This is a genomic window from Treponema sp., assembly GCF_045641405.1.
GTDB lineage: Bacteria > Spirochaetota > Spirochaetia > Treponematales > Treponemataceae > Treponema_D.
In genome coordinates this window covers 48660-68728 of sequence record NZ_JAZUGX010000075.1, presented here as the reverse complement: position 1 = coordinate 68728, position 20069 = coordinate 48660, and the positions used below count along the sequence as shown (strand labels likewise).

The 20069-nt window shown below is 44.0% G+C and carries 21 protein-coding genes; 19 read left to right on the top strand and 2 right to left on the bottom strand.

Features of this window, described 5'->3' with window-relative positions:
• The first annotated feature begins 38 nt into the window (after positions 1–38).
• The 3 genes from flgE to miaA all read left to right on the top strand — a co-directional run bounded on the left by flgE (position 39) and on the right by miaA (position 2765).
• Positions 39–1430 (top strand): flagellar hook protein FlgE, encoded by a 1392-nt coding sequence (gene flgE, locus ACKI39_RS12160; RefSeq protein ID WP_407400897.1) that lies wholly within the window; start codon positions 39–41, stop codon positions 1428–1430.
• A gap of 163 nt (positions 1431–1593) precedes the next feature.
• Positions 1594–1815, top strand: a complete 222-nt coding sequence (locus ACKI39_RS12155) for a DNA-directed RNA polymerase subunit omega (protein ID WP_407400896.1) — start codon at positions 1594–1596, stop codon at positions 1813–1815.
• Positions 1816–1820: 5 nt separating this feature from the next.
• Positions 1821–2765, top strand: coding sequence for a tRNA (adenosine(37)-N6)-dimethylallyltransferase MiaA (gene miaA / locus ACKI39_RS12150; protein ID WP_407400895.1), 945 nt, complete (start codon positions 1821–1823; stop codon positions 2763–2765).
• Here the strand turns inward: miaA and ACKI39_RS12145 are convergent.
• Together ACKI39_RS12145 and ACKI39_RS12140 are read right to left on the bottom strand one after the other, a co-directional pair.
• Positions 2749–4155 carry a HAMP domain-containing sensor histidine kinase gene (locus ACKI39_RS12145; protein WP_407400894.1) on the bottom strand — a complete coding sequence of 469 codons (1407 nt, stop codon included), beginning with the start codon at positions 4153–4155 and terminating at the stop codon, positions 2749–2751. The genes miaA and ACKI39_RS12145 overlap by 17 nt on opposite strands.
• Positions 4156–4183: 28 nt before the next feature.
• Entirely contained in the window at positions 4184–4873 is a 690-nt protein-coding gene (locus ACKI39_RS12140; protein ID WP_407400893.1) for a response regulator transcription factor, read from the bottom strand.
• 188 nt (positions 4874–5061) lie between these two features.
• Here ACKI39_RS12140 and ACKI39_RS12135 point away from each other — a divergent pair, with 188 nt between their 5' ends.
• The 16 genes from ACKI39_RS12135 to whiG all read left to right on the top strand — a co-directional run bounded on the left by ACKI39_RS12135 (position 5062) and on the right by whiG (position 20068).
• Positions 5062–5253, top strand: a complete 192-nt coding sequence (locus tag ACKI39_RS12135) for a flagellar FlbD family protein (RefSeq protein WP_407400892.1) — start codon at positions 5062–5064, stop codon at positions 5251–5253.
• A 49-nt stretch (positions 5254–5302) separates the two neighbouring features.
• Entirely contained in the window at positions 5303–6085 is a 783-nt protein-coding gene (locus ACKI39_RS12130; RefSeq protein WP_407400890.1) for a motility protein A, read from the top strand.
• A gap of 2 nt (positions 6086–6087) precedes the next feature.
• Positions 6088–6807, top strand: coding sequence for a flagellar motor protein MotB (gene motB / locus ACKI39_RS12125; RefSeq protein ID WP_407400888.1), 720 nt, complete (start codon positions 6088–6090; stop codon positions 6805–6807).
• Positions 6808–6912: 105 nt separating this feature from the next.
• Positions 6913–7464: a flagellar basal body-associated FliL family protein gene (locus ACKI39_RS12120; RefSeq protein ID WP_407400886.1), complete on the top strand. Its 552-nt coding sequence runs from the start codon at positions 6913–6915 to the stop codon at positions 7462–7464.
• 26 nt (positions 7465–7490) lie between these two features.
• On the top strand, positions 7491–8525 hold the full coding sequence (fliM, locus tag ACKI39_RS12115) for a flagellar motor switch protein FliM (RefSeq protein ID WP_407400884.1): 1035 nt from the start codon (positions 7491–7493) through the stop codon (positions 8523–8525).
• The gene (gene fliN, locus ACKI39_RS12110; RefSeq protein ID WP_407400882.1) at positions 8522–9724 is read left to right on the top strand and encodes a flagellar motor switch protein FliN; all 1203 of its coding nucleotides are present in this window, start codon (positions 8522–8524) and stop codon (positions 9722–9724) included. The genes fliM and fliN overlap by 4 nt, the downstream gene beginning before the upstream one ends.
• 108 nt (positions 9725–9832) lie before the next feature.
• On the top strand, positions 9833–10522 hold the full coding sequence (locus tag ACKI39_RS12105) for a FliO/MopB family protein (RefSeq protein ID WP_407400880.1): 690 nt from the start codon (positions 9833–9835) through the stop codon (positions 10520–10522).
• Entirely contained in the window at positions 10519–11373 is an 855-nt protein-coding gene (gene fliP, locus ACKI39_RS12100) for a flagellar type III secretion system pore protein FliP (protein WP_407400879.1), read from the top strand. The genes ACKI39_RS12105 and fliP overlap by 4 nt, the downstream gene beginning before the upstream one ends.
• A gap of 9 nt (positions 11374–11382) precedes the next feature.
• The gene (gene fliQ / locus ACKI39_RS12095) at positions 11383–11652 is read left to right on the top strand and encodes a flagellar biosynthesis protein FliQ (protein ID WP_407400877.1); all 270 of its coding nucleotides are present in this window, start codon (positions 11383–11385) and stop codon (positions 11650–11652) included.
• A gap of 17 nt (positions 11653–11669) precedes the next feature.
• The gene (fliR, locus tag ACKI39_RS12090) at positions 11670–12494 is read left to right on the top strand and encodes a flagellar biosynthetic protein FliR (protein WP_407400875.1); all 825 of its coding nucleotides are present in this window, start codon (positions 11670–11672) and stop codon (positions 12492–12494) included.
• The gene (locus tag ACKI39_RS12085) at positions 12491–13591 is read left to right on the top strand and encodes an EscU/YscU/HrcU family type III secretion system export apparatus switch protein (RefSeq protein ID WP_407400873.1); all 1101 of its coding nucleotides are present in this window, start codon (positions 12491–12493) and stop codon (positions 13589–13591) included. Before fliR ends, ACKI39_RS12085 begins: the two co-directional genes overlap by 4 nt.
• Positions 13592–13810: 219 nt before the next feature.
• Positions 13811–15949: a flagellar biosynthesis protein FlhA gene (locus ACKI39_RS12080; RefSeq protein WP_407400871.1), complete on the top strand. Its 2139-nt coding sequence runs from the start codon at positions 13811–13813 to the stop codon at positions 15947–15949.
• A complete protein-coding gene (locus ACKI39_RS12075) occupies positions 15942–17276 on the top strand; it encodes a hypothetical protein (RefSeq protein ID WP_407400869.1) in 1335 nt (444 codons plus the stop codon). Before ACKI39_RS12080 ends, ACKI39_RS12075 begins: the two co-directional genes overlap by 8 nt.
• A gap of 11 nt (positions 17277–17287) precedes the next feature.
• A complete protein-coding gene (locus tag ACKI39_RS12070) occupies positions 17288–18163 on the top strand; it encodes a MinD/ParA family protein (protein WP_407400867.1) in 876 nt (291 codons plus the stop codon).
• A 272-nt stretch (positions 18164–18435) separates the two neighbouring features.
• A complete protein-coding gene (locus ACKI39_RS12065) occupies positions 18436–19242 on the top strand; it encodes a hypothetical protein (protein ID WP_407400865.1) in 807 nt (268 codons plus the stop codon).
• A gap of 37 nt (positions 19243–19279) precedes the next feature.
• Positions 19280–20068, top strand: a complete 789-nt coding sequence (gene whiG / locus ACKI39_RS12060; RefSeq protein ID WP_407400863.1) for an RNA polymerase sigma factor WhiG — start codon at positions 19280–19282, stop codon at positions 20066–20068.
• Position 20069 lies beyond the last annotated feature (1 nt).

Below are 20069 nucleotides of genomic sequence, written 5' to 3'. Positions count from 1 at the left end.
GGTAAATAAAAACAAAAAAATCAAAAGAGGGTATCTTTATGATGAGATCATTGTACGCAGGTGTTTCAGGTTTACAGAATCACCAGACAAGAATGGATGTTATTGGAAACAACATTTCCAACGTAAACACATACGGTTTTAAGAAAGGCCGTGCAACTTTCCAGGACATGATCAGCCAGCAGCTTAATGGTGCTGCTCGTCCAACAGAAGAAGTGGGTGGTGTTAACCCTAAGGAAGTTGGTCTTGGTATGAGTGTCGCAACTATCGACACAATCTTTACACAGGGAAATCTTCAGACAACTGGTAACGGAACTGACCTTGCTATTCAGGGTAACGGTTTCTTCGTTTTGAAAAACGGAGACCAGACATATTATACACGTGCAGGTGTTTTCGGTACAGATTCAAACGGAACACTCGTAAATCCTGCAAACGGAATGAGAGTACAGGGATGGATGGCAGAGGATGCAAATGGTCGTCAGATCGTAAGAACTTCTGCAACTCCTACAGACCTTGTGATTCCTGTAGGACAGAAGGATCCTCCAAAGGCAACAGAAAACGTCAAGTATTTCTGCAACCTTAACAAGAATACTCCAGAAATTCCTGAGAACCCAACAGCAGATCAGGTTCTCGAAGGAACATGGCAGACAGAAATCAACATCTACGACAGCTACGGTAACGCACATCAGGTTCAGATGAACTTTGCAAAGGTTCCTGGAAATCCTAACCAGTGGTCAGTTACAGTAAATGTAGATCCAGACAACGCTGAATTCACACAGACAAGAATCGGTTTCGGTGGAACAGACGGAATGGAAAACACATACATCCTTAACTTTGACAACACAGGCAAGCTTGCTTCTGTTACAGACAGCGCAGGAAACCAGTCAAATCCAGAAGGTGAAATCGTTCTCCAGGCTTCTTACACAGTAGCAGATTCAAATGCAGATGCTGATGGAAACCCATACCGCCAGACATTCAACCTTAACCTTGGAACAATCGGCAGCATGGAAAACACAATCACACAGGCTGCTTCTAAGTCTACAACAAAGGCTAATTTCCAGGACGGATACAAGCTCGGTTACCTTGACAACTTCAAGATTGATCAGAGCGGTGTAATCACAGGCGTTTACTCAAATGGTTCTGTACGCACAATCGGTCAGGTTGCAATGGCATCCTTCACAAACCAGGGTGGTCTTGAAAAGAAGGGTGACAATACATACGCAGAATCAATCAACTCTGGTATGGCAAATGTAGGCGAAAGCTCGACACAGGGTAAGGGTAAGATTATTGCCGGTACTCTCGAAATGTCAAACGTTGACCTTACAGAACAGCTTACAGACATGATTGTTACACAGCGTGGATTTGAATCAAACGCTAAGACAATCCAGACTGGAGACAGCCTCCTTGAGACAGTCCTCAGCCTCAAGCGCTAATAACGGCTAAACAATAGTATCAACTGTTTTTAGATATACCCAACCTTTGCGGCACAGATGAACCCTCGTTTGTGCCGCTTTTTTATATATGATGATATTTTTTGTATTGCAATAGGTCTAAATAAATCTTATAATGAATTACTTTATTTGAGGGGTGTTACCGATGATTTTTCCATTAGAAGAACTTTCAAAATTCAAGGGTGGAATGTATGGAATCACAGTGGCTGCAAGCCGCCGTGCCTTTCAGCTTGCTAACCTTGCAATGTATAATGATCCAGATATTTCCAGCATTGTTGATGAGAACGATGGTAAGGTTGTCAGCCTTGCTGCACGTCAGCTTTTTACTGGTGAAGTTCAGTACGCTATCGAAGAAAAGAAAAACTAACTTTCATGGCTGATTCTGCAAGAACTCCAGTTATCGTATTCTTTGCACCTACAGCCACAGGAAAGACTGCCTTGACTCTTGAGTTGTTTGGGAGGGGCAGTCTTTTTGATTTTAAAGACAAGGCAGAGATATTAAGCTGTGACAGCCAGGCAGTCTATAGATATTTTGACATCGGCACTGCAAAGCCTACTGCAGAAGAAAGGAACGCCGTTCCTTACCATTTGATTGATTTTGTGGAGCCAGACAGACAGTTTGGTCTCGGAGAATTCATGGAAATGGCAGATTCCCTTTGTCATGAAATATGGTCACGAAAGAAAGTTCCTGTTCTTTGCGGAGGAACAGGCTTTTATGCGCGAAACTTCATTCTTGGCTCTCCCAAAACTCCCGAAAGCGATGAAAATATCAGGCGGCAGATAAAAGAACGCCTTGCACAGGTCGGAAAAGAATCCCTTCATGCTGAACTCAAGGTCATAGATCCTGTCAGTGCTGGAAAAATCAATGTAAATGATGAATACAGGATATGCAGGGCTCTTGAGGTTTTCTACGCTTCAGGTAAGCCTTTAAGCTCCTTTGCTTTGCCAGAAGCTCCAAGAAAACAGTATGAATTCCTTACACTTATTTTCAACAGAGACAAGGAAGAACTTTATGATAGAATCGACCGTCGTGTTGATAGAATGTTTGATGAAGGGTTGGCTGAAGAAATCGAGCGTCTGAAATCCATGGGGTATGCAAAGGATACTCCTGCCATGAAGGCAATAGGCTACAGTGAATTTTTTGTTGAAGGTCTTTCAATCGATCAGATAAAGGAAAAGATAAAAAATGACAGCCATCATTATGCAAAGAAGCAATATACCTTCATGCGTGGAATACCAGGAGCTGTGACAGTTGACGCTGACGATGTTGAAACCGTAGTAGCCCTGGTGGGAAAATTCATCAGCTCAGTGTTATGATGAATTCCGTACCTTTTTTGAGTTCTGACTTGATGTCTATTTTCCAACCGTGGCTGTCGATGATGGTTTTTACTACGGCGAGTCCAATGCCCATTCCATCCTCTCGTCTTGAGTTTGTTCCTCTGTAAAAAAGTTCAAATACTTTCTGCTGGTCTTTTTTTGCAATTCCGCTGCCTGTGTCCTTTATTGTTACTACAGGATGACCTTCCTTGTTCAAATAAGAATTAAGCGATATGGAATCTCCTTCCTTTGTGTAGCGAAGAGCATTTGTAAACAGGTTTTCTATTACGCGCTGAAGGAGATTCGTGTCCATCTTTACCTTGATGTGCTCAGGTATGTCTAGATTTCCAGAAACCTGTCTTCTGTACATGTCTGCGGCGCACCGCATGTTGCATAGATATGTTTCAAGCACTGGTTTCAGTTCAATTAATTCGAGCTTCTGCTTCCAGTCCGAGTTGTTCAGCTTAACGTAATTGATAAGATCATTGATCATTTCCTCAAGGCGGACTGCATTCTGGTTTATGAGGCATGCAGATTTTGTAAGATCCTTTCCTGTGATTACTCCGTCCTCAATGGCTTCAGAATATCCCTTTATTAGGGCAACTGGGGTCCTTAAATCGTGGCTTATTCCCATGATGAATCTGGTTCTTCGTTCCTTGCTTTCCTTGAGGGAAATCCTCATTTTTTCCAGGTTCTCTGCCAGACCTGAAATTTCCTCTGCCTCCGACTTCTTTAAGGATGTGTCTACAGGAGTTTCCATGTCTCCGCTGATGATGTTTTCAGTTGCGAATTTCAACCTGATCACCGAGTTTGATATGGTCCTTATGACTTGGATTCCAAATACGATGAATATGATTTCCATCGTGACTATCAAAAAATAGAACGGAATCATGAATCTTGATTTTACAAGCCTGCTTTTTGGTCTTGAATTGATGTTTCGGCGGGTTATGATGAATCCGCTGTTGTTCATTATGTCTTTCCCCATGTTGATTTTAGCCTGGTCCGTAAGGTAAAGCTCGTCGTCAACTATGTAGAAGGACTGGATCTGATAGTTGTAGCTTGAAAACGTGTCCCTCATATATGGAAAGAACTCTTCAAGTGTCACCTCATTTCCCTTTGGAAAATCTGGGAAAGTTGAGAACAGGATTTTTTTATGGTGCACCAGTAATATCTCAACGTCGTGGGGAGTGGTGCTAATGTATTCCTGTATCTGATTCCAGTTGTGGGTGGATAAAGTGTTTGGATTCTTCTGTCTTTCATCCAGATACCTTTTCATCAGCGTTGAATCCGATGAATGGATGTAGACAAACATAGGAACGAGAAGGATGCAGGCAAAAGGCAGCAGCAGGACGGTGATTATGAGCAGGGAAATCTGTTTTTTTATCTGCATCTTTTATGTCTCGTTCAAGATGGAACTTCTATGCGTTGAATTTGTAACCCATGCCGAACATTGTGACGATGTGTTTTGGCATTGATGGGTCGTCTTCTATCTTTTTACGGAGCCTCTGGATGTAGACACCGACTGCAGTCATGTCGCCAAACTGGGATTTCCATACAGCGTTGTATATCTGCTCTGGAGTAATAGGCTTTTCACTGTTGCGTGCAAGGTATTCGAGGACCTCGTACTCCTTTGCGGAAAGGGCGATCTTTTCAGATCCTCTCTTAAGGACGCAGCTGTTGCAGAATAGGGTATATGGACCAAATTTGATTGTTTCTTCCACGGATGCTTCGGTAGCGCTGAGACGTGCAAGTCTAGCCTGTACCTTGGCGACCAGAACCTTAGGACTGAAAGGCTTTGTGACAAATTCATCGGCTCCAAGGCCAAGTCCTTCTATGATATCATCGTCGGCATCTCTTGCAGATACGATCATGACAGGAATTGTAGGCTTGTATTCGCTTCTGAATTTCTTAAGGAATTCGAAGCCGCTCATCCCAGGAAGATTGAGGTCAAGGAGCACAAGGTCAGGGATATATCCTTCCTGCATCTTTACGAGCGCATCCTCGGCTTTTTCAAAGGCTGTCGTTTCATATCCTGCATTTGTCATATACAGGCAAATAAGCTGTGACATGTCTGGGAGATCTTCAATTACAAGTATCTGTGTTTTCATGAAAATAACTTTAAATTCAAAGTCCCATATTTGCAATAGAAATTCTGGTCTTTGTTATATTTATAACAAAAAATTTGTTAAAAGAAGAAGTTTGAAGGTACAATTTACCGCTTGTATTTAAGATAGTACTGAATTTATCCGACAATATACTTGACGATTCGGTGTTTACAGTTCATTATTGTAGAACTATGATTGAAGTCACTCGTTTGAATGGGAAAAAGTACTGGATTAATCCTCATCAGGTTGAATCTATGGAAGAAAACCCAGATCTTACGATTACTCTTCTGTCAGGAAAAAAAGTTGTAGTTCACGAAACTCCTGAAGAAATCATTGAAAGAATCGTATCCTACAGAAAAAAAATAGGCATGCAGGAACTTTAGCTTCCATAAGAAGACTGGACCGTTTCTGTTTGTTTTGGGAGGAATCTAAATGGATTTGGCGACAATAATTGGTTTCATTGGTGGTATTGCCATGGTTTTGCTTGGTGTTTTCTCATCAGGTTCTTCTGTCGGTGGTATTATTGATATTCCGTCTGTTATCATCGTTATCGGTGGTTCCTACATGGCTTTGTTCATTTCATCTCCTTTGAACATGGTTATCGGAATCTGGGGAATCATTGGTCGAACAATGAAGGTCTTTGATTACGGTGAAAAGAATATTGTCCAGAACCTTGTCTCCCTTGCGGAAAAGGCTCGTCGTGAAGGTATCCTTGCCCTTGAAGAAGGTCTTGATGATCTTGATGATCCGTTCTTGAAGGAAGGTCTTCGTCTCATGGTCGACGGTAATGATGCTTCCGCAATCCGCGCAATCCTTGAAAATGAAATGGCACAGACTGAAGCCCGTCATATGCAGTGGGCAGGTATCCTTAATCAGTGGGCAGGTTACGCTCCAGGTTGGGGTATGCTTGGTACAGTTATCGGTCTTATCGGTATGTTGAACAACCTTGAAGACAAGTCATCCCTTGGTCCTAACATGGCCGTTGCCTTGATTACAACACTTTATGGATCCATGCTTGCCAACTGGCTCTTCGGACCTCTTGCTACAAAGCTTCTTGCACAGAACAGCCGCGAAATGAATTCAAAGGAAATGGTTCTTGAAGGAATCCTTTCGATCCAGGCGGGTGACAACCCTCGTGTTCTTGGACAGAAGCTCCTTACATACCTTGATCCAAAATCACGCAAGGCTATTGAAGCTGACATTCTTAAGGACTAATTATGGCAAAAGAAAAGAAAGAACCGGAGAAGCCAAGTACCGCGTGGCAAGGTACATACGGAGACATGATCACACTCATGCTCTGCTTCTTCGTTATGCTCTATGACCCATCGGAATCTGATGCGGTCCAGATGGCTGCACTGTCTGCTTCTCTTTCAAACAATAATCCAGGTGGTGGAATTTCTGTCAGCCCTGGTAGCCTTGCAGACCTTGGTAATGTCGTAAGCGCTCTTCCTTCAATGGAGAAGGGAAAGGCCCTTGGACCTGCCATGAAGAAGGCCATTTCAAGTTTTGCTCCAGAAGTTAAGTCAAACAAGATAACCATCACAAGCGATGAGCGTGGTATCATCATTTCCCTTGCTTCCGATTCGTTCTTTGAGGAAGGAAGTGCAGATTTGAACATCGAGGAATCACGCGAGACTTTGCTCAGGCTTTCAAAGTTCTTTGAAGCTCCAGAGGTTGCGGGTCGCAGATGGCGTATTGAAGGACATACTGACATCAGACCTGTCGTCAGCGGTGGGGTTTTCCCAAGCAACTGGGAACTGTCCGCTGCTCGAGCTGCAAATGTACTTCATTATCTTGCTGATTTTGGCGTGGATGAAAAGCAGTTCTCCATTGCAGGTTACGCGGATACAAGACCTAAGTACAGCAATGACACTGCTGAAGGACGTGCTGGAAACAGAAGGGTTGACGTCATAATTCTTGATGACGGACATTTTTAATTTTCTCGAGTTCAAGGGATCGTTAAAAATAAAAAAATACTAAGAAATATTTTTCATTTACCGATATAAAAAGTGAGTGAATATTTATAAATTCGGGAGGATGTTATGGCAGACGAAGACAACGCAAACGACCTTGGTGACGGTCTCGAAGGTGACGCACCAGCAGGTAAGAAGGGCGGTGTAAAGGGTGCATTCCCACAGTTGCTCAAGATGATTCTTATTGGTGTTGCTGCTGTAATTTTCATTGTTACAATCGTAGTAGTTACAACTGCAATCCTTAATAAAGGTGGAAGCAAGCAGACTTCCATTCCAGTGAGCGAAGAATACACAGTTAAGCGTGAATCCTATGACTGGTATACTTCCCTCGATCAGATCAGAACTTCAACAAGTGACCCAGTGCCAGCAAGCGTAAGCGTTACTATTGCCCTCGGTTACAAGAAGGATGACAAGACAGCTTCTTCTGAAATCACAGAAAGACGCATCGAAATCATCGACTTCCTTCGCCGTTTCTTCTCGGAACAGACTGTTGAAGATCTCAAGCCTCAGAACGAGGAGCTGCTTAGACAGCAGATTCGCGATCAGATCAACGATGATATCTTGAGCAACTCAAGAATCCGTGATGTTCGCTTTACAGGAAAAGACGTAGTTCAGCAGTAACGCTGATTTTTAAGGTGGGATAAGACATGAATGAAGTTCTGTCACAGGATGAAATTGACCAGCTCCTCCAGGCTATAAGCACAGGCGAAAGCGAAGCCGATGAGTTCAAGCCAGTCACCGACACCCGACGCATTAAGATTTATGACTTCCGCAGACCGGACAAGTTCTCTAAGGAACAGATTCGTACAGTTTCCAACATGCATGAATCTTTTGCCCGTCTTACGACAACAAGCCTTTCAGCACAGCTTCGTACCTTGGTTCATGTTCATGTAGCCTCTGTTGACCAGCTTACATATGAGGAATTCATTCGTTCCATTCCAACACCGACAACACTTGCTGTCATCAACATGGACCCTTTGAAGGGCAATGCTGTTCTTGAAATCGCTCCAGAAATCACCTTCATCATCATCGACCGCCTATTTGGAGGAAAGGGTGATACAGGTGGAAAGGTTAACCGTGACCTTACGGATATCGAGCAGTCGGTTATGGAAGGCATCATTGTTCGTATCCTTGCCAACATGCGCGAGGCATGGACACAGGTAATCGACCTTCGTCCTCGTCTGCAGCAGATTGAAACAAACCCTCAGTTTGCTCAGATCGTTCCACCGAACGAAATGGTTATCCTTATTACACTTGAAGTTAAAATTGGTGAAGAAGCAGGTATGATGAATATCTGTATTCCATATATTACTATTGAGCCGATTGTTTCAAAGCTTTCATCATCATTCTGGTTCTCTTCTGTTCGCAGAAGCTCAACCACACAGTACCTTGGTACACTCAAGGAAAAGCTTTCTGATGTTGAAATGGAGCTTGTTGCTGATATCGGTTCAATCAATGTTCCAATCAGGGATGTCCTCAACCTTAGATGCGGTGATGTTGTAAGGTTGAATACGATCAAGGTCGGCGAGCCGCTGACTTTAAGCGTTGGCAGCCAGAAGAAATTCTACTGTCAGGCTGGTAATGTAGGTAAAAAAATAGCTGTTCAGATCATCGGTAAGATTGATGAGCAGGATACAGAAGAATTTGAAGAATTAACCCCGGAAGGAGATGATAACCTATGAGCGAAGGTTCTATATCACAGGAAGAAATTGACGCACTTTTGTCTGGCGTAGACGTAGGTGGTATTGGTTCAGGCGGTTCTTTTTCATCCGGACCTGAAGTTAGCATTGATGTTCCAACTTTGCAGAATTTTGCAAATGGAATGACAGATAAACTTGCTGAAGTAATCAAGAACATGACACAGCAGGAAATTTCTTGCGGAGCACCGACAGTCGAAACTGCTGGCCGTGATCAGCTCCTTGCAAAGGTTCCTGAAGTTGTCATCGCTGTCATGGCAGATTACAATGCTGGTCTTGGTGGAGATCACCTTTTCCTCATGTCTTCCGAAATGGCAACAAAGCTTGTTGGCTTCATCAACCAGGAAGAAAACCCAGCTCTTGATGACATGGGACTATCTGTAATCTCAGAAGTAGTTTCTGCTTTCTCTGGTTCAGAAATCACAGAACTCAGCAAATCTGGTAAACTTCCAGGACTTGCAACAAATCCTCCTGAGGCTGTAAATCAGCCAAAGGCTATGATCAGAATGCCACAGGGCACGTTTGCTCTCTTTACATATCCAGTTACCATGGCTGGTGAAAGCTATACAATCTGGGAGGCTGTTTCTGGACCTGTTGCCGACGGTATGGCAAAGGCTCTTGGTGGTGGCGTTCAGGCTGCGGCTCCAGCAATGGATCTTGGTGGAATGAACGCAGCTCCAGCAATGGCACAGCCTCAGATGCAGATGGGTGGAATGGGTATGGCTCAGCCACAGATGATGGGGGGTATGGGTATGGCTCAGCCACAGATGCAGATGGGCATGCAGCAACCAATGGGAGGCGCTATGATGGGCGGAATGGGTATGGCTCAGCCACAGATGATGGGTGGAATGCCAATGCAGACACCTCCAAATGTTCAGTCTTTGCAGTTCCCTAACTTTGTTCAGGGAATCTCTTCTGCAGAACAGGGAAACACCAGTCTTATCATGGATGTTTTCATGGAAATGACTGTAGAGCTGGGTCGCACAAAGAAAACTATCAAGGACATTCTTGGACTTGGTGAAGGTACAATCATCGAGCTTGATAAGCTTGCTGGTGAACCAGTTGATATCCTTGTCAACCACAAGCCGATAGCAAAGGGTGAAGTTGTAGTTATCGATGAAAACTTCGGTGTTCGTGTTACAGAAATCCTTCCGTCACTTGAACACGTTGCATCTTCAATGTAATATTAAAGGGCTCGCTGATGATGTCAGTTGAGCCCAAATTTTTATGGATTTGATATGGGGATAGCGGGTCCATAAAAAACTAGCTAATTTCAGCAGATGGGTGGGAAAATGAATTACTCAAAAGTAAGGTTTACAGCGGTTTTTGCTGTCTTCATGCTTTGTGCAGGATTGCTTTTTGCACAGAATGCTTCTTCAGATACAGTTCAAGACACACAGAATTTATCACAGTCTCAGATAGAGGAATCCCAGTTCACCTTTGACGGTAACCTTGATGGTCCTGCTGCTTCTGCTCCTAGGCCTGTCAGCGGATTCTGGGCTTTTGTAAGGATGATCCTTGTTCTTGGTCTGGTTGTTGCTGTAATCTATTTCATATTTCGGCTTATGAAAAAGACCATAGAGCCTGGTGCAGATAATGATCCTTTCCTCAGAAAGGTTGCAGGAATAACCCTTGGCCCTGGTAAATCTGTGCAGATAGTCACCCTTATAGACAAATGCTATATCCTTGGTGTTTCAGATGATTCAGTCAATCTCATTGCAGAAGTTGATGACAAGGAATTGATCAACGCAATGAACCTTCATTCCGACAAGACGACAAACCAGTTCAAGGCAAAGAATTTTGCTGAAGTTCTTGAAATGTTCATGCCACGAAAAGACAACGGCAATTCTGCGCCTGGTGCTCAGGAAAGGACTGCGGCAGGTAAAGTTTTCGATACATCTACTCAGGATCTTATCAATTCCTTGAGAAGAAAAAGAATTGCTGATGATGAATCGGACAATGGTAGTGGAGAAGAACAATGAGAAAAAAAATCCTTAGAGCAGTAATAGCAGCTTTAATTTCCCTTGCATGTGCATTTCCGTTGTCTTCTCAAAGTTCATTTCCTCAGGGGAGCACAAGAGGTAATACTGAACTTGGACATAATGTTACTGGCATAGATTTTCCTAACATCACCTTGAGCGCAACTTCTCCTAGAAACGGTTCCCAGGTAGCATTCAGTGTCCAGCTTCTGCTATTCCTTACTTTGCTGACACTTGCTCCTACATTCTTCATCCTTGCAACCTGTTTCCTGAGATTCTCCATTGTCCTTGATTTTATTAAGAGGGCACTGTCACTTCAGCAGGTTCCTCCAACGGCAGTCCTTAACGGCATTGCGCTTTTCATGACTTTGTTCTGCATGTGGCCTACCTTCAGGACTGTCTACGATGATGCCTTCAAGCCTTTGTCTGATAATGAAATCACCCTTCAGGAAGCCTATACGAAGGCTGAAGCCCCAATAAGGCTTTTCATGGCAAAGCAGATGAACGGGGATACTTCATCCCTCAGGACCTTCATGAAGCTCTACAACAGAATGATCACCCAGAATGATCAGAGTGGAGTTGACAACCGACCTAGGGATCTTTCTGACATTCCAACATTCGTTCTTGTTCCGGCCTATATCCTCCACGAACTTACGGTTGCATTTAAAATCGGCGTCTTGCTATACATTCCTTTCATCGTAATAGACATGGTGGTTGCAAGTATCCTTATGAGCATGGGTATGATGATGCTGCCTCCAGTGCAGATTTCCATGCCTTTCAAGCTAATGCTTTTTGTCCTTGTGGATGGCTGGAACCTTCTTACCCAGCAACTGTTCCTCAGCGTGATTAAATAGGGGTAGCGTATGAATATTCTTGATATACAGTTCCTTATGCAGTCTGGTGTCTTCCAGGTTTTCAAGATGTGTGCGCCGATTCTCGGTTCTGCACTTATCGTTGGCCTTGTCGTCGCAATCCTTCAGGCAACAACTTCAATCCAGGAGCAGACACTTACTTTTCTCCCTAAGTTTCTTACGATTCTTTTAGTCATTGCTCTTCTTGGAGGATGGATGTTCAGCTCGACCGCAGCATATTTCAAGAGAATCCTTGAACTCATTCCAGCCTTCGCAAAATAGATTGACGGTGTGACCTGATGCTTGAGCAGATTGTTTTTAATGCACCGATATTTCTTCTCGTCCTATTCAGGTGCTTTACAACCATGATGACTCTTCCTTTGCTTTCTTCCAAGACTGTTCCAAGAATGGCAAAGATTGCTCTTGCACTATATATGGCATATTTCATATTCCCGACCGTTAGTCAGTCAGGATCGCCCTATGGTGACTATCGTTCGTATGTCTCACCTGAAGGCAATTTCAACCTCGAATACATATTTCTTCTGGTTGGAGAAGGCATGATAGGAATAATCCTTGGATTCTACATTCAGATCATTTTTGCGGCCTTTTCTACGGCTGGTCAGTTCTTTGCTTTCCAGATGGGGCTCAGCGCCAGTGAAGTCTACGATTCCTTGAGTCAGGTAGAAAATCCTCTTATGGGACAATTCTTCAATTTTCTTGCCATGATTGTTTTCCTTCAGCACCATTGGTTTCAGACCATGTTCTGTGAGGGACTTGCGGCAAGCTTCAAGGCAATGAATGCTTTTTCCATCGTCAACAACACCGACTTCTTTGCCAGATTCATGATGACCTCACTTTCAATGCTTTTTAAGGATGCACTCATAATCGCACTGCCTATCATGGGCTCCCTTTTCCTCATAAACGTTACCATGGGTATTTTCACCAAGGCTGCTCCACAGATGAACCTTCTTTCAGAAGGATTTCCGATTCTTATGCTGGTTTCGTTTTTCCTCATAGCGGTTCTTGTTCCTCATTTCTGCCAGTTCTTTGAAGAAAGCATCTACGGCGGTTTCAAGGAGATTCAGTCCATGTTAACCAAGCTTTCTGGAGGTATTACTAGATGAGTCAGATAGATCTCCAGTGGTTTGGTCCTGAGGAAGAAGGCAAGACAGAAGAAGCAACACAATCAAAACTTCGCAAGGCAAGGGAAGAAGGCCGCGTTGCAAAAAGCCAGGAGCTTAACGGTTCAATTGTCCTTCTTTTTGTAAGCATTGGACTGGTTTTTCTGGGTCCATGGATTTACAGAAAGCTCATCGGTATGATGATCTTCTATTTCAACAATGTTGCTTTTTCTGATCTGATGGACAGCAAATTCTTCCATCTTTTTGTTGTTACCCTGTTGCCTATAGTGATTGTCCTTTGTGCCATTGGTGTGGTTGCCGCGGTCATAGTGAACCTTGTCCAGAACAAGGGATATTTTTTTACCACAAAGCCTATCGAGATGAAATTCTCCAAGATCGTTCCAAAATTCGGAGAATATTTCAGAAGAAACCTTGGCTCTGTGCTTGGGCTTTTCAACATACTTAAGTCCATCCTTAAGCTTGTGATCATCGGCAGTGTTGCCTATGTTCAGATTAAGGCCGACCTTCCTACGACCATGGATTTCCTTCATACAGGCGGTGTCTATATGGCTGTTGTGACCATCGCAAAAATGGTTGCGAAGCTTCTTATCACCTGTGCGGTCCTTCTTGTGGTCATAGGCGTAATAGACTATGTCATGCAGCGCAGAGAATTCCTTCAGCAGAACAAGATGACCAAACAGGAAGTCAAGGAAGAATTCAAGGAGGCTGAAGGAGATCCTGAGGTCAAAGGAAGGCTTGAGCAGGCTCAGAAGGATCTTCTCAAGGCCAACATGCCTAAGGCTGTCCGTGAATCCGATGTAGTAATCACGAACCCGACCCACTTTGCCGTTGCCTTAAAATGGGATAGTGAAACCCAGTCCGCACCTATGATCAATGCAAAAGGTGTCGATGAAACCGCCCAGCGAATCAAGGATATAGCAAAGGAGAATGATGTTCCGATAGTGGAAAACAGGCCTCTTGCCCGTGATCTTTATGATAAATTCGATGTTGGAACCATCGTTCCTGATTTTTATCTGCGCATGATCGCCGATATCTATGCCCACATCGGTTACATGGAAAAGGAAAGAAACAGGTTCTAGTGAAAGGAAAATGGATCTGTCGTGGGGGTAAGGAGTCTTTCTTGAGCTGTGGGCCAACAATATCTTACTAACTAGCGTTAGGTAGCCTTCGACACTAAAAATTTTCTAAAATTTCTACATATAGTGTTTCAAAAATTTCAAACCTATTGTACAATAATAGAACTATAAATTTCTCTTTTTTGTTCAGAAGAAGCTTTGTAAGTTAAGGGTGGGGACTCAATGCCGGAAAAGCAGAATACTGGTAGATCTATTGTTAATATCATTGGCGAGAATTTTGTTGCCGTCATAATCATTCTTATTGCCTTTTTAATATTCCTTCCGCTTGGTAAGGTTGCAGTCGATATTGCCATGGCTATCAATCTTGCCATGGCTTTCATCATTCTTCTTTCTGTTACTTATCTTACGAGACCTGCGGATTTTACCACGTTCCCAAGACTTGTTCTTCTTATGACTCTTTTTGGTGCTGCCATCAATGTGTCATCCACAAGATTGATCCTTACCAATCCTGTTTCTGGTTCTGGCCATCTTTCCGGTCAAAGTGAACTGGTTCAGGCCTTTGCAAAGATTGTGGCTGGGAACAATACCATTGTCGGTTTTTTCATCTTCATAATCATAACGGTCCTTCAGGTCATAGTCATCACGAAAGGTGCTGACCGTGTATCTGAAGTATCTGCTCGTTTTACCTTGGACAGCATGAACAACAAGATGTTCAACATTCAGAACCAGGTCAATTCCGGTGCTTTGACAGAAGATGAAGGCAATCTAAAGATAAAGAGGCTTGGTCAGGAAATCGGCTTCTTCTCGACTATGGATGGTGCTTCCAAGTTTGTAAGCGGAAACGTTAAATTTGGTATTTTTGTAACCTTTGCAAACATCATCGGTGGAGTCATTTCCGGCATGGTCAAATACAACCTGGGTATCGGGGAGGCTTTTACTACCTATTCAACGCTTACTATTGGTGACGGTCTTATGTCTCAGGTTCCGGCGCTCCTGGTTTCCTTTGCCACAGGTATGCTTATTACCGGTACTGAGGAAGAAGAGCTTCTTTCTGAACGCTTCAGGAATGAGCTCAGCCTTAACGGTGCCATTTACATTGTCGTCGGAGTCGCTTTCATTCTTCTTGGCCTTGCATTCCATAACGGATCAAGCTTTATTCTTGTTCCTGTGGGTGGTCTTCTTGTTTTTGTCGGCTTCAATCTTACGAGGGCTAAGAAAGCAAAGGAAGAGGCTGCCCTAATTCAGTCTCAACAGGCTCAGAGCGCCCCGCAAAAGGGAGAAGGCGGTTCTGAAGGGGAAATATCTCCTGTCGCCAAGCTTGATGATCTTTCTCTTGAAATCGGTTATGCACTTATTCCTCTTGTCGACAATGAAAAGGGAGCGGAACTCATGTCCCGTGTTAAGAGGATACGCCATGAATGTGCCCTTGATCTTGGACTTGTGATTCCTCCTATCCATATCATGGACCAGATGGCGCTTCAGCCTGAGGAATATTCATTTAAAATCCGTGGAATCGAAGTGGGCAAGGGCAAGCTCAAGATGAACCATTTCATGTGCCTAAATACAGGTGGTGTTCCTAAGGACCGTGAAATGGTCGGAGAAAAGACAAAGGATCCTGCCTTCGGAATGGATGCAATCTGGCTTCCTGAATCAAAGAGCCTTGAGGCGGAAAAGGCCGGATATGCCATCATCGATGCTCCTACAATCATTGCAACGCATCTTACGGAGCTTATTCGTGGTAATGCAGCAAAGATTCTTAGCCGTCAGAGTGTTAGCGCCATTCTTGAGGAAATCAAGAAGCAGAATAATGTTGTCGTTGATGAAGTTACGACAGGTCCTGAAAAATTCACTTACGGTGATATTGAGGCAGTCCTCAGAAATCTTCTTAGTGAACGGGTCAGCATCCGCAATATGGTCACTATTCTTGAGACCTTGGGTGATTATGGAAAAATCACCCGTAATCCATGGGAACTTACGGAAAAGGTCCGCGAGGCCCTTGGATCTCAGATATGCCAGCAGTTTGTTGACGAGAACAAGGTTCTTCGTGGCTTGAGCATTTCCCAGCCTTTGTGTCAGAAGATCCTTGAGCATGCCGCTACTCCTCTTGGCGGTGCTCCTATGGTTGTCTTTGAACTTGATGACGGAAGGAATTTCATAAGCGCCGTAAGCAGTGCTTTTGCCCAGATGAGGGAAAAATATCCTGGAGTTCCACCTATCATCATCTGTCCTACGGAAGTGCGACGTCTTGTAAAGTCAGCGACAGAAAGGGAAATCCCAGGTCTAATAGTCCTTTCTTTCTCGGAAATCGTAAATGCGGGTACAAACATCCAGACGGAAATTATTGGAGAAATAAATGTATAACGAAGCAGTAAAAAACGATGAGATACTGCACGTGACTGGTGCAAACAGGCAGGAATGTCTATCCAAAATCAGGGATATGCATGGGACGGGCTTCCGTGTCCTTGGAGTTGAAAGAAAGCTGAAGCCTGGTTTCTTTGGCTTTTTTCAGAAGGATTTTCTTGACGTCACCTACCAGGTTGTCAGCAATCCTTCAAAACCTGTTGTTCCTGAAATGCAGGGCAGGTTTGGATCCTTTGGTACTATGCCCCAGCCTGTGATTCCTCCAAGAGGAAATCCTTCCGTCGACCCAGAATTCATTGAAAAGAGGGATGTTCTGCTCAAGAATTCTGGCACCAACATTACTAATACTCTTCAGATCGCCCAGATGACTAAATTTCTTGAGGAGTGGAAGGAGACCATGTCCGACCAGATGGCGGCGGTCCTTCAGGCGACATCGACGGAAAACGAGCATAAATCAATTTCCATGATCCGTGATCTTCTTGAAGACAACGGTTTTTCCAAATCCTATAGAAATGACATATGCAAAAGGATGAAGAGCGATTTTTCCCTTGAAGAATTGGACGATTATGATTTCGTCCAGCAGAGGGTCGTAGAGTGGATTGCGGAAAGCATTCCTGTGGCTCCTGTTGAGTCTGAAGGTCAGCCAAAGGTCATCATCCTTGTAGGTCCAACTGGCGTTGGAAAGACCACGACACTTGCCAAGATGGGGGCCCATATTGCGGTTGATTTCAAGAACAACAAGGAAAAATACACCTTTGCGCCAAGAATCCGTATGATTACGACTGACACAATGCGTGTCGCCGCCGCAGAGCAGCTTAAAAGATGGGCTGAGATCATAAATGTAGAGGTGGACAAGGCTGAGGATTCTACGAGGATAAAGGAGCTTTTTGAAAGCTACGCTTCGAATTCAGACTACATCTTCATAGATACTTCTGGATATAGCCCAAACGACTATCACAATATTGCTAACATGCACACCATACTTGATGTCAAGAACATGAACGAAAGCGTCTATCTTACGGTTACCGCAGGTGTGAGCGTCGAGGATTTCGAGAACATCATCCGTAACTTTGAATCCTTCAATTTCAAGAGCATTATCATAACAAAGTGCGATGAGACCCAGACTTTCGGCAGGGTAATAAGTGTTCTTTCCGAAAGGAAAAAGCCTGTTTCGTGGATAACTACAGGACAGGAGGTTCTTTATACAATTCAGCGTGCTGATCCTATGTGGTTTGTTTCCCGCCTCAAGGGATTCAAATTTAACGAGAAAGATGTTGAAAAACGTATTGGAAATGCCGATAAGAAAGATAGCGGCTTCAATATCTAGGGAGAATTTCAATGGAAGATCAGGCAAAAGAACTTCGCAATATAATGGGTGAGAGCAATTTCGGCAAGGCTGGAAAGGATCATAAGACAAGGATCATTGCCATCACGAGTGGAAAAGGCGGTGTAGGAAAGACGAATATCGCCGTAAATACGGCTATTGCCTATGCCCAGCTTGGAAAGAAGGTTATCCTGATTGATGGTGACCTTGGCATGGCAAACGTCAATGTCCTTTTGAGCGTTGTTCCACAGTACAACCTTATGCATGTGCTTAACCACAAGAAGACTATGAAGGATATCATCATTGATACTGAATTCGGCTTTAAGTTCATTGCAGGTGCCAATGGTTTTGCTAAGATCGCAAATCTTTCAAATGATGAACTGGACTATTTTGCCAATGAATTCGCTTCCCTTGGAAACGCCGACATCATCATCATCGATACAGGTGCTGGTATCTCGAACAATGTCCTTCAGTTCCTGGCCGCCTCCGATGAAGTTTACGTAATCACTACGCCAGAGCCGACCGCCATTACGGATGCATACGGTATCATCAAGATCATCACCACTGAATTCTCTGACCAGAGACCGATAAACCTTAAGCTTCTCGTAAACCGTGTCCATTCAGCTGACGAAGGAAAGAGGATTTCTGACCTTATCATCAATATCGTAGGTCAGTTCCTCAACTATAAGGTTGAATATATCGGATTTGTCTATGATGACCCTGTTGTCCAGGCTAGTGTCATCCGCCAGAAGCCATTCATGGCCATCAGTCCTACTTCGAAGCCAGCCGTGTGCCTTAAGCATATTGTCGGTAGGATTGAGAAGACCGAGGTTCCGACAGATGCTGGTGTATCTAACTTCCTTAAGAAGTTCATCGGAAAGAAGAAATAAATCGTGGTTTTATCAGGTCAGAGAGATTGACGCCAGGCTTCCTGCGTGGACTGTCGATCGTGGCTTTCATACAGAGGGATGTCCATTGTGGATGTCCCTTTTTTTATTCGCCGTTGGAAAGTTTTTCTCGATGGATAAAGTGATTGGACGTAGGCTTTTTTTGGGGTAAGCGAGCTTTCGTGCTGTACTTTTGCCTTATGATTTAAGTTTTTCATTGACCACATCGGATTTTTGCCCTAAAATATAGTGATTATATCTGTGGGAGGATGCACTTGTTCAAGGTAAAAAATATTGCTACTGCGGCGATCTGCGGTTTTGTGCTTTCTTTCCTTATCAGTATTATTTCAACACATAAAGCTGGTGTCTCGTTGCTGCGTGGGGTGATATTTGCCCTTGTGTTTGCCGCCCTTGCTTTTGCCATAGATTTTTTGAATTCAAGGTTTCTTGATGTAGACGGCGGTATTGGAGTTGATTCAGGGGATGATGTTTCAAGAAAAGCTTCAGCTGGAGCAGGGACAGGCTCTGGTTCGATTGTAAACATAACCATAGATGATGAGAACCTTACAGAAGATGATCAGGCTCCCGCCTTTGATGTTTCATCTGGTAGACAGGTTTTCTCTTACAGGCCTGAATCCAGACCTCAGGAAAAAACAGTTCCCCCTGCTGTGCAGCCACAGGCTCCTGCATCGTCTTCTGGTGCTCTAGCCGAAAATGCTCCAGTGGAGGAAGCTCCTGCCACGGCTGATGGTGCGCAGTTCAAGCCTATGGAGCTTGGCAAGCCTATTGAAAGCGGCGAGGTGGTAAAGAATGATTCTCCTCAATCCCAGGAAAGTGCCTCTGCAAAGAAAAGCTCTGGGGTCAAGGAAATAGATGCGTTGCCTGACATCGGGGAATTCTCCGCTCAGGATAATGATGTTGGTGACAACGGTTCTGTTGCGCCTGTCATCAGCGATTCAGAATTTGCACAGTCTGGAGACATGAAAGCCAGCGCTGCGATGACTGAGGGCGGAGACATGATGAAGCAGGACTCCAAGATAATAGCAAGTGCAATACGCACCTTGCTCAAGAAGGAAGATTAAGCGCCTTATACATGGGATTAAAAAAGGGTTGGGATAAATGGCAGTAGAAGTTCTAGACGAGAATGAAGAACTTGAGCTCTGGAGAGAGTTCAAGAAGACAAAATCCGTTGCAATTCGTGACAAGCTTATAAAACAGTATATGCCGCTGGTAAAATGGGTGGCAGGACGTGTGTCTACAGGCATGCCAGACAGTGTTGAATTCGACGACCTTGTTGGGTTTGGACAGTTTGGATTGCTTGATGCCATCAACAAATATGATCCAGACAAGAACGTAAAATTCAAGACATATGCTACCACTCGTATTCGTGGTGCTATTTTCGACGAACTCCGTGAATTGGATTGGGTTCCACGTTCTGTTCGTCAGAAATCAAGAGAAATCGAAGATACTATCGTAGAGCTTGAGTCAAAGCTCGGTAGGACAGCCACAGATTCCGAGATAGCTCAGGCTATGAACATGACGGAAGCTGAATACCAAAGTACCGTCATGAAGGTGAGCGGCACAAGTGTTCTTTCCCTCAATGACGTGTGGTATTCTGGAGATGACAGCGAGCATATCTCCATCGGTGACAGCATTGAAGCTCCATCAAGCCTTAATCCTGATGTGATCGTAGAACGTGAGGAAATCCGCCGTGTAATAATACAGGCAATCACGGAGCTTCCTGAGAATGAAAAGAAAGTCATCGTTCTCTATTACCATGAAGATCTTTCCTTCCGAGAAATCGGTGCCGTACTCAATGTAAGTGAAAGCCGAGTTAGTCAGCTTCATTCCAAGGCAAATCTGCGTCTTAGGGCTAAGCTTACAAGCGTAAGAAAGGGTATTTTCTAAG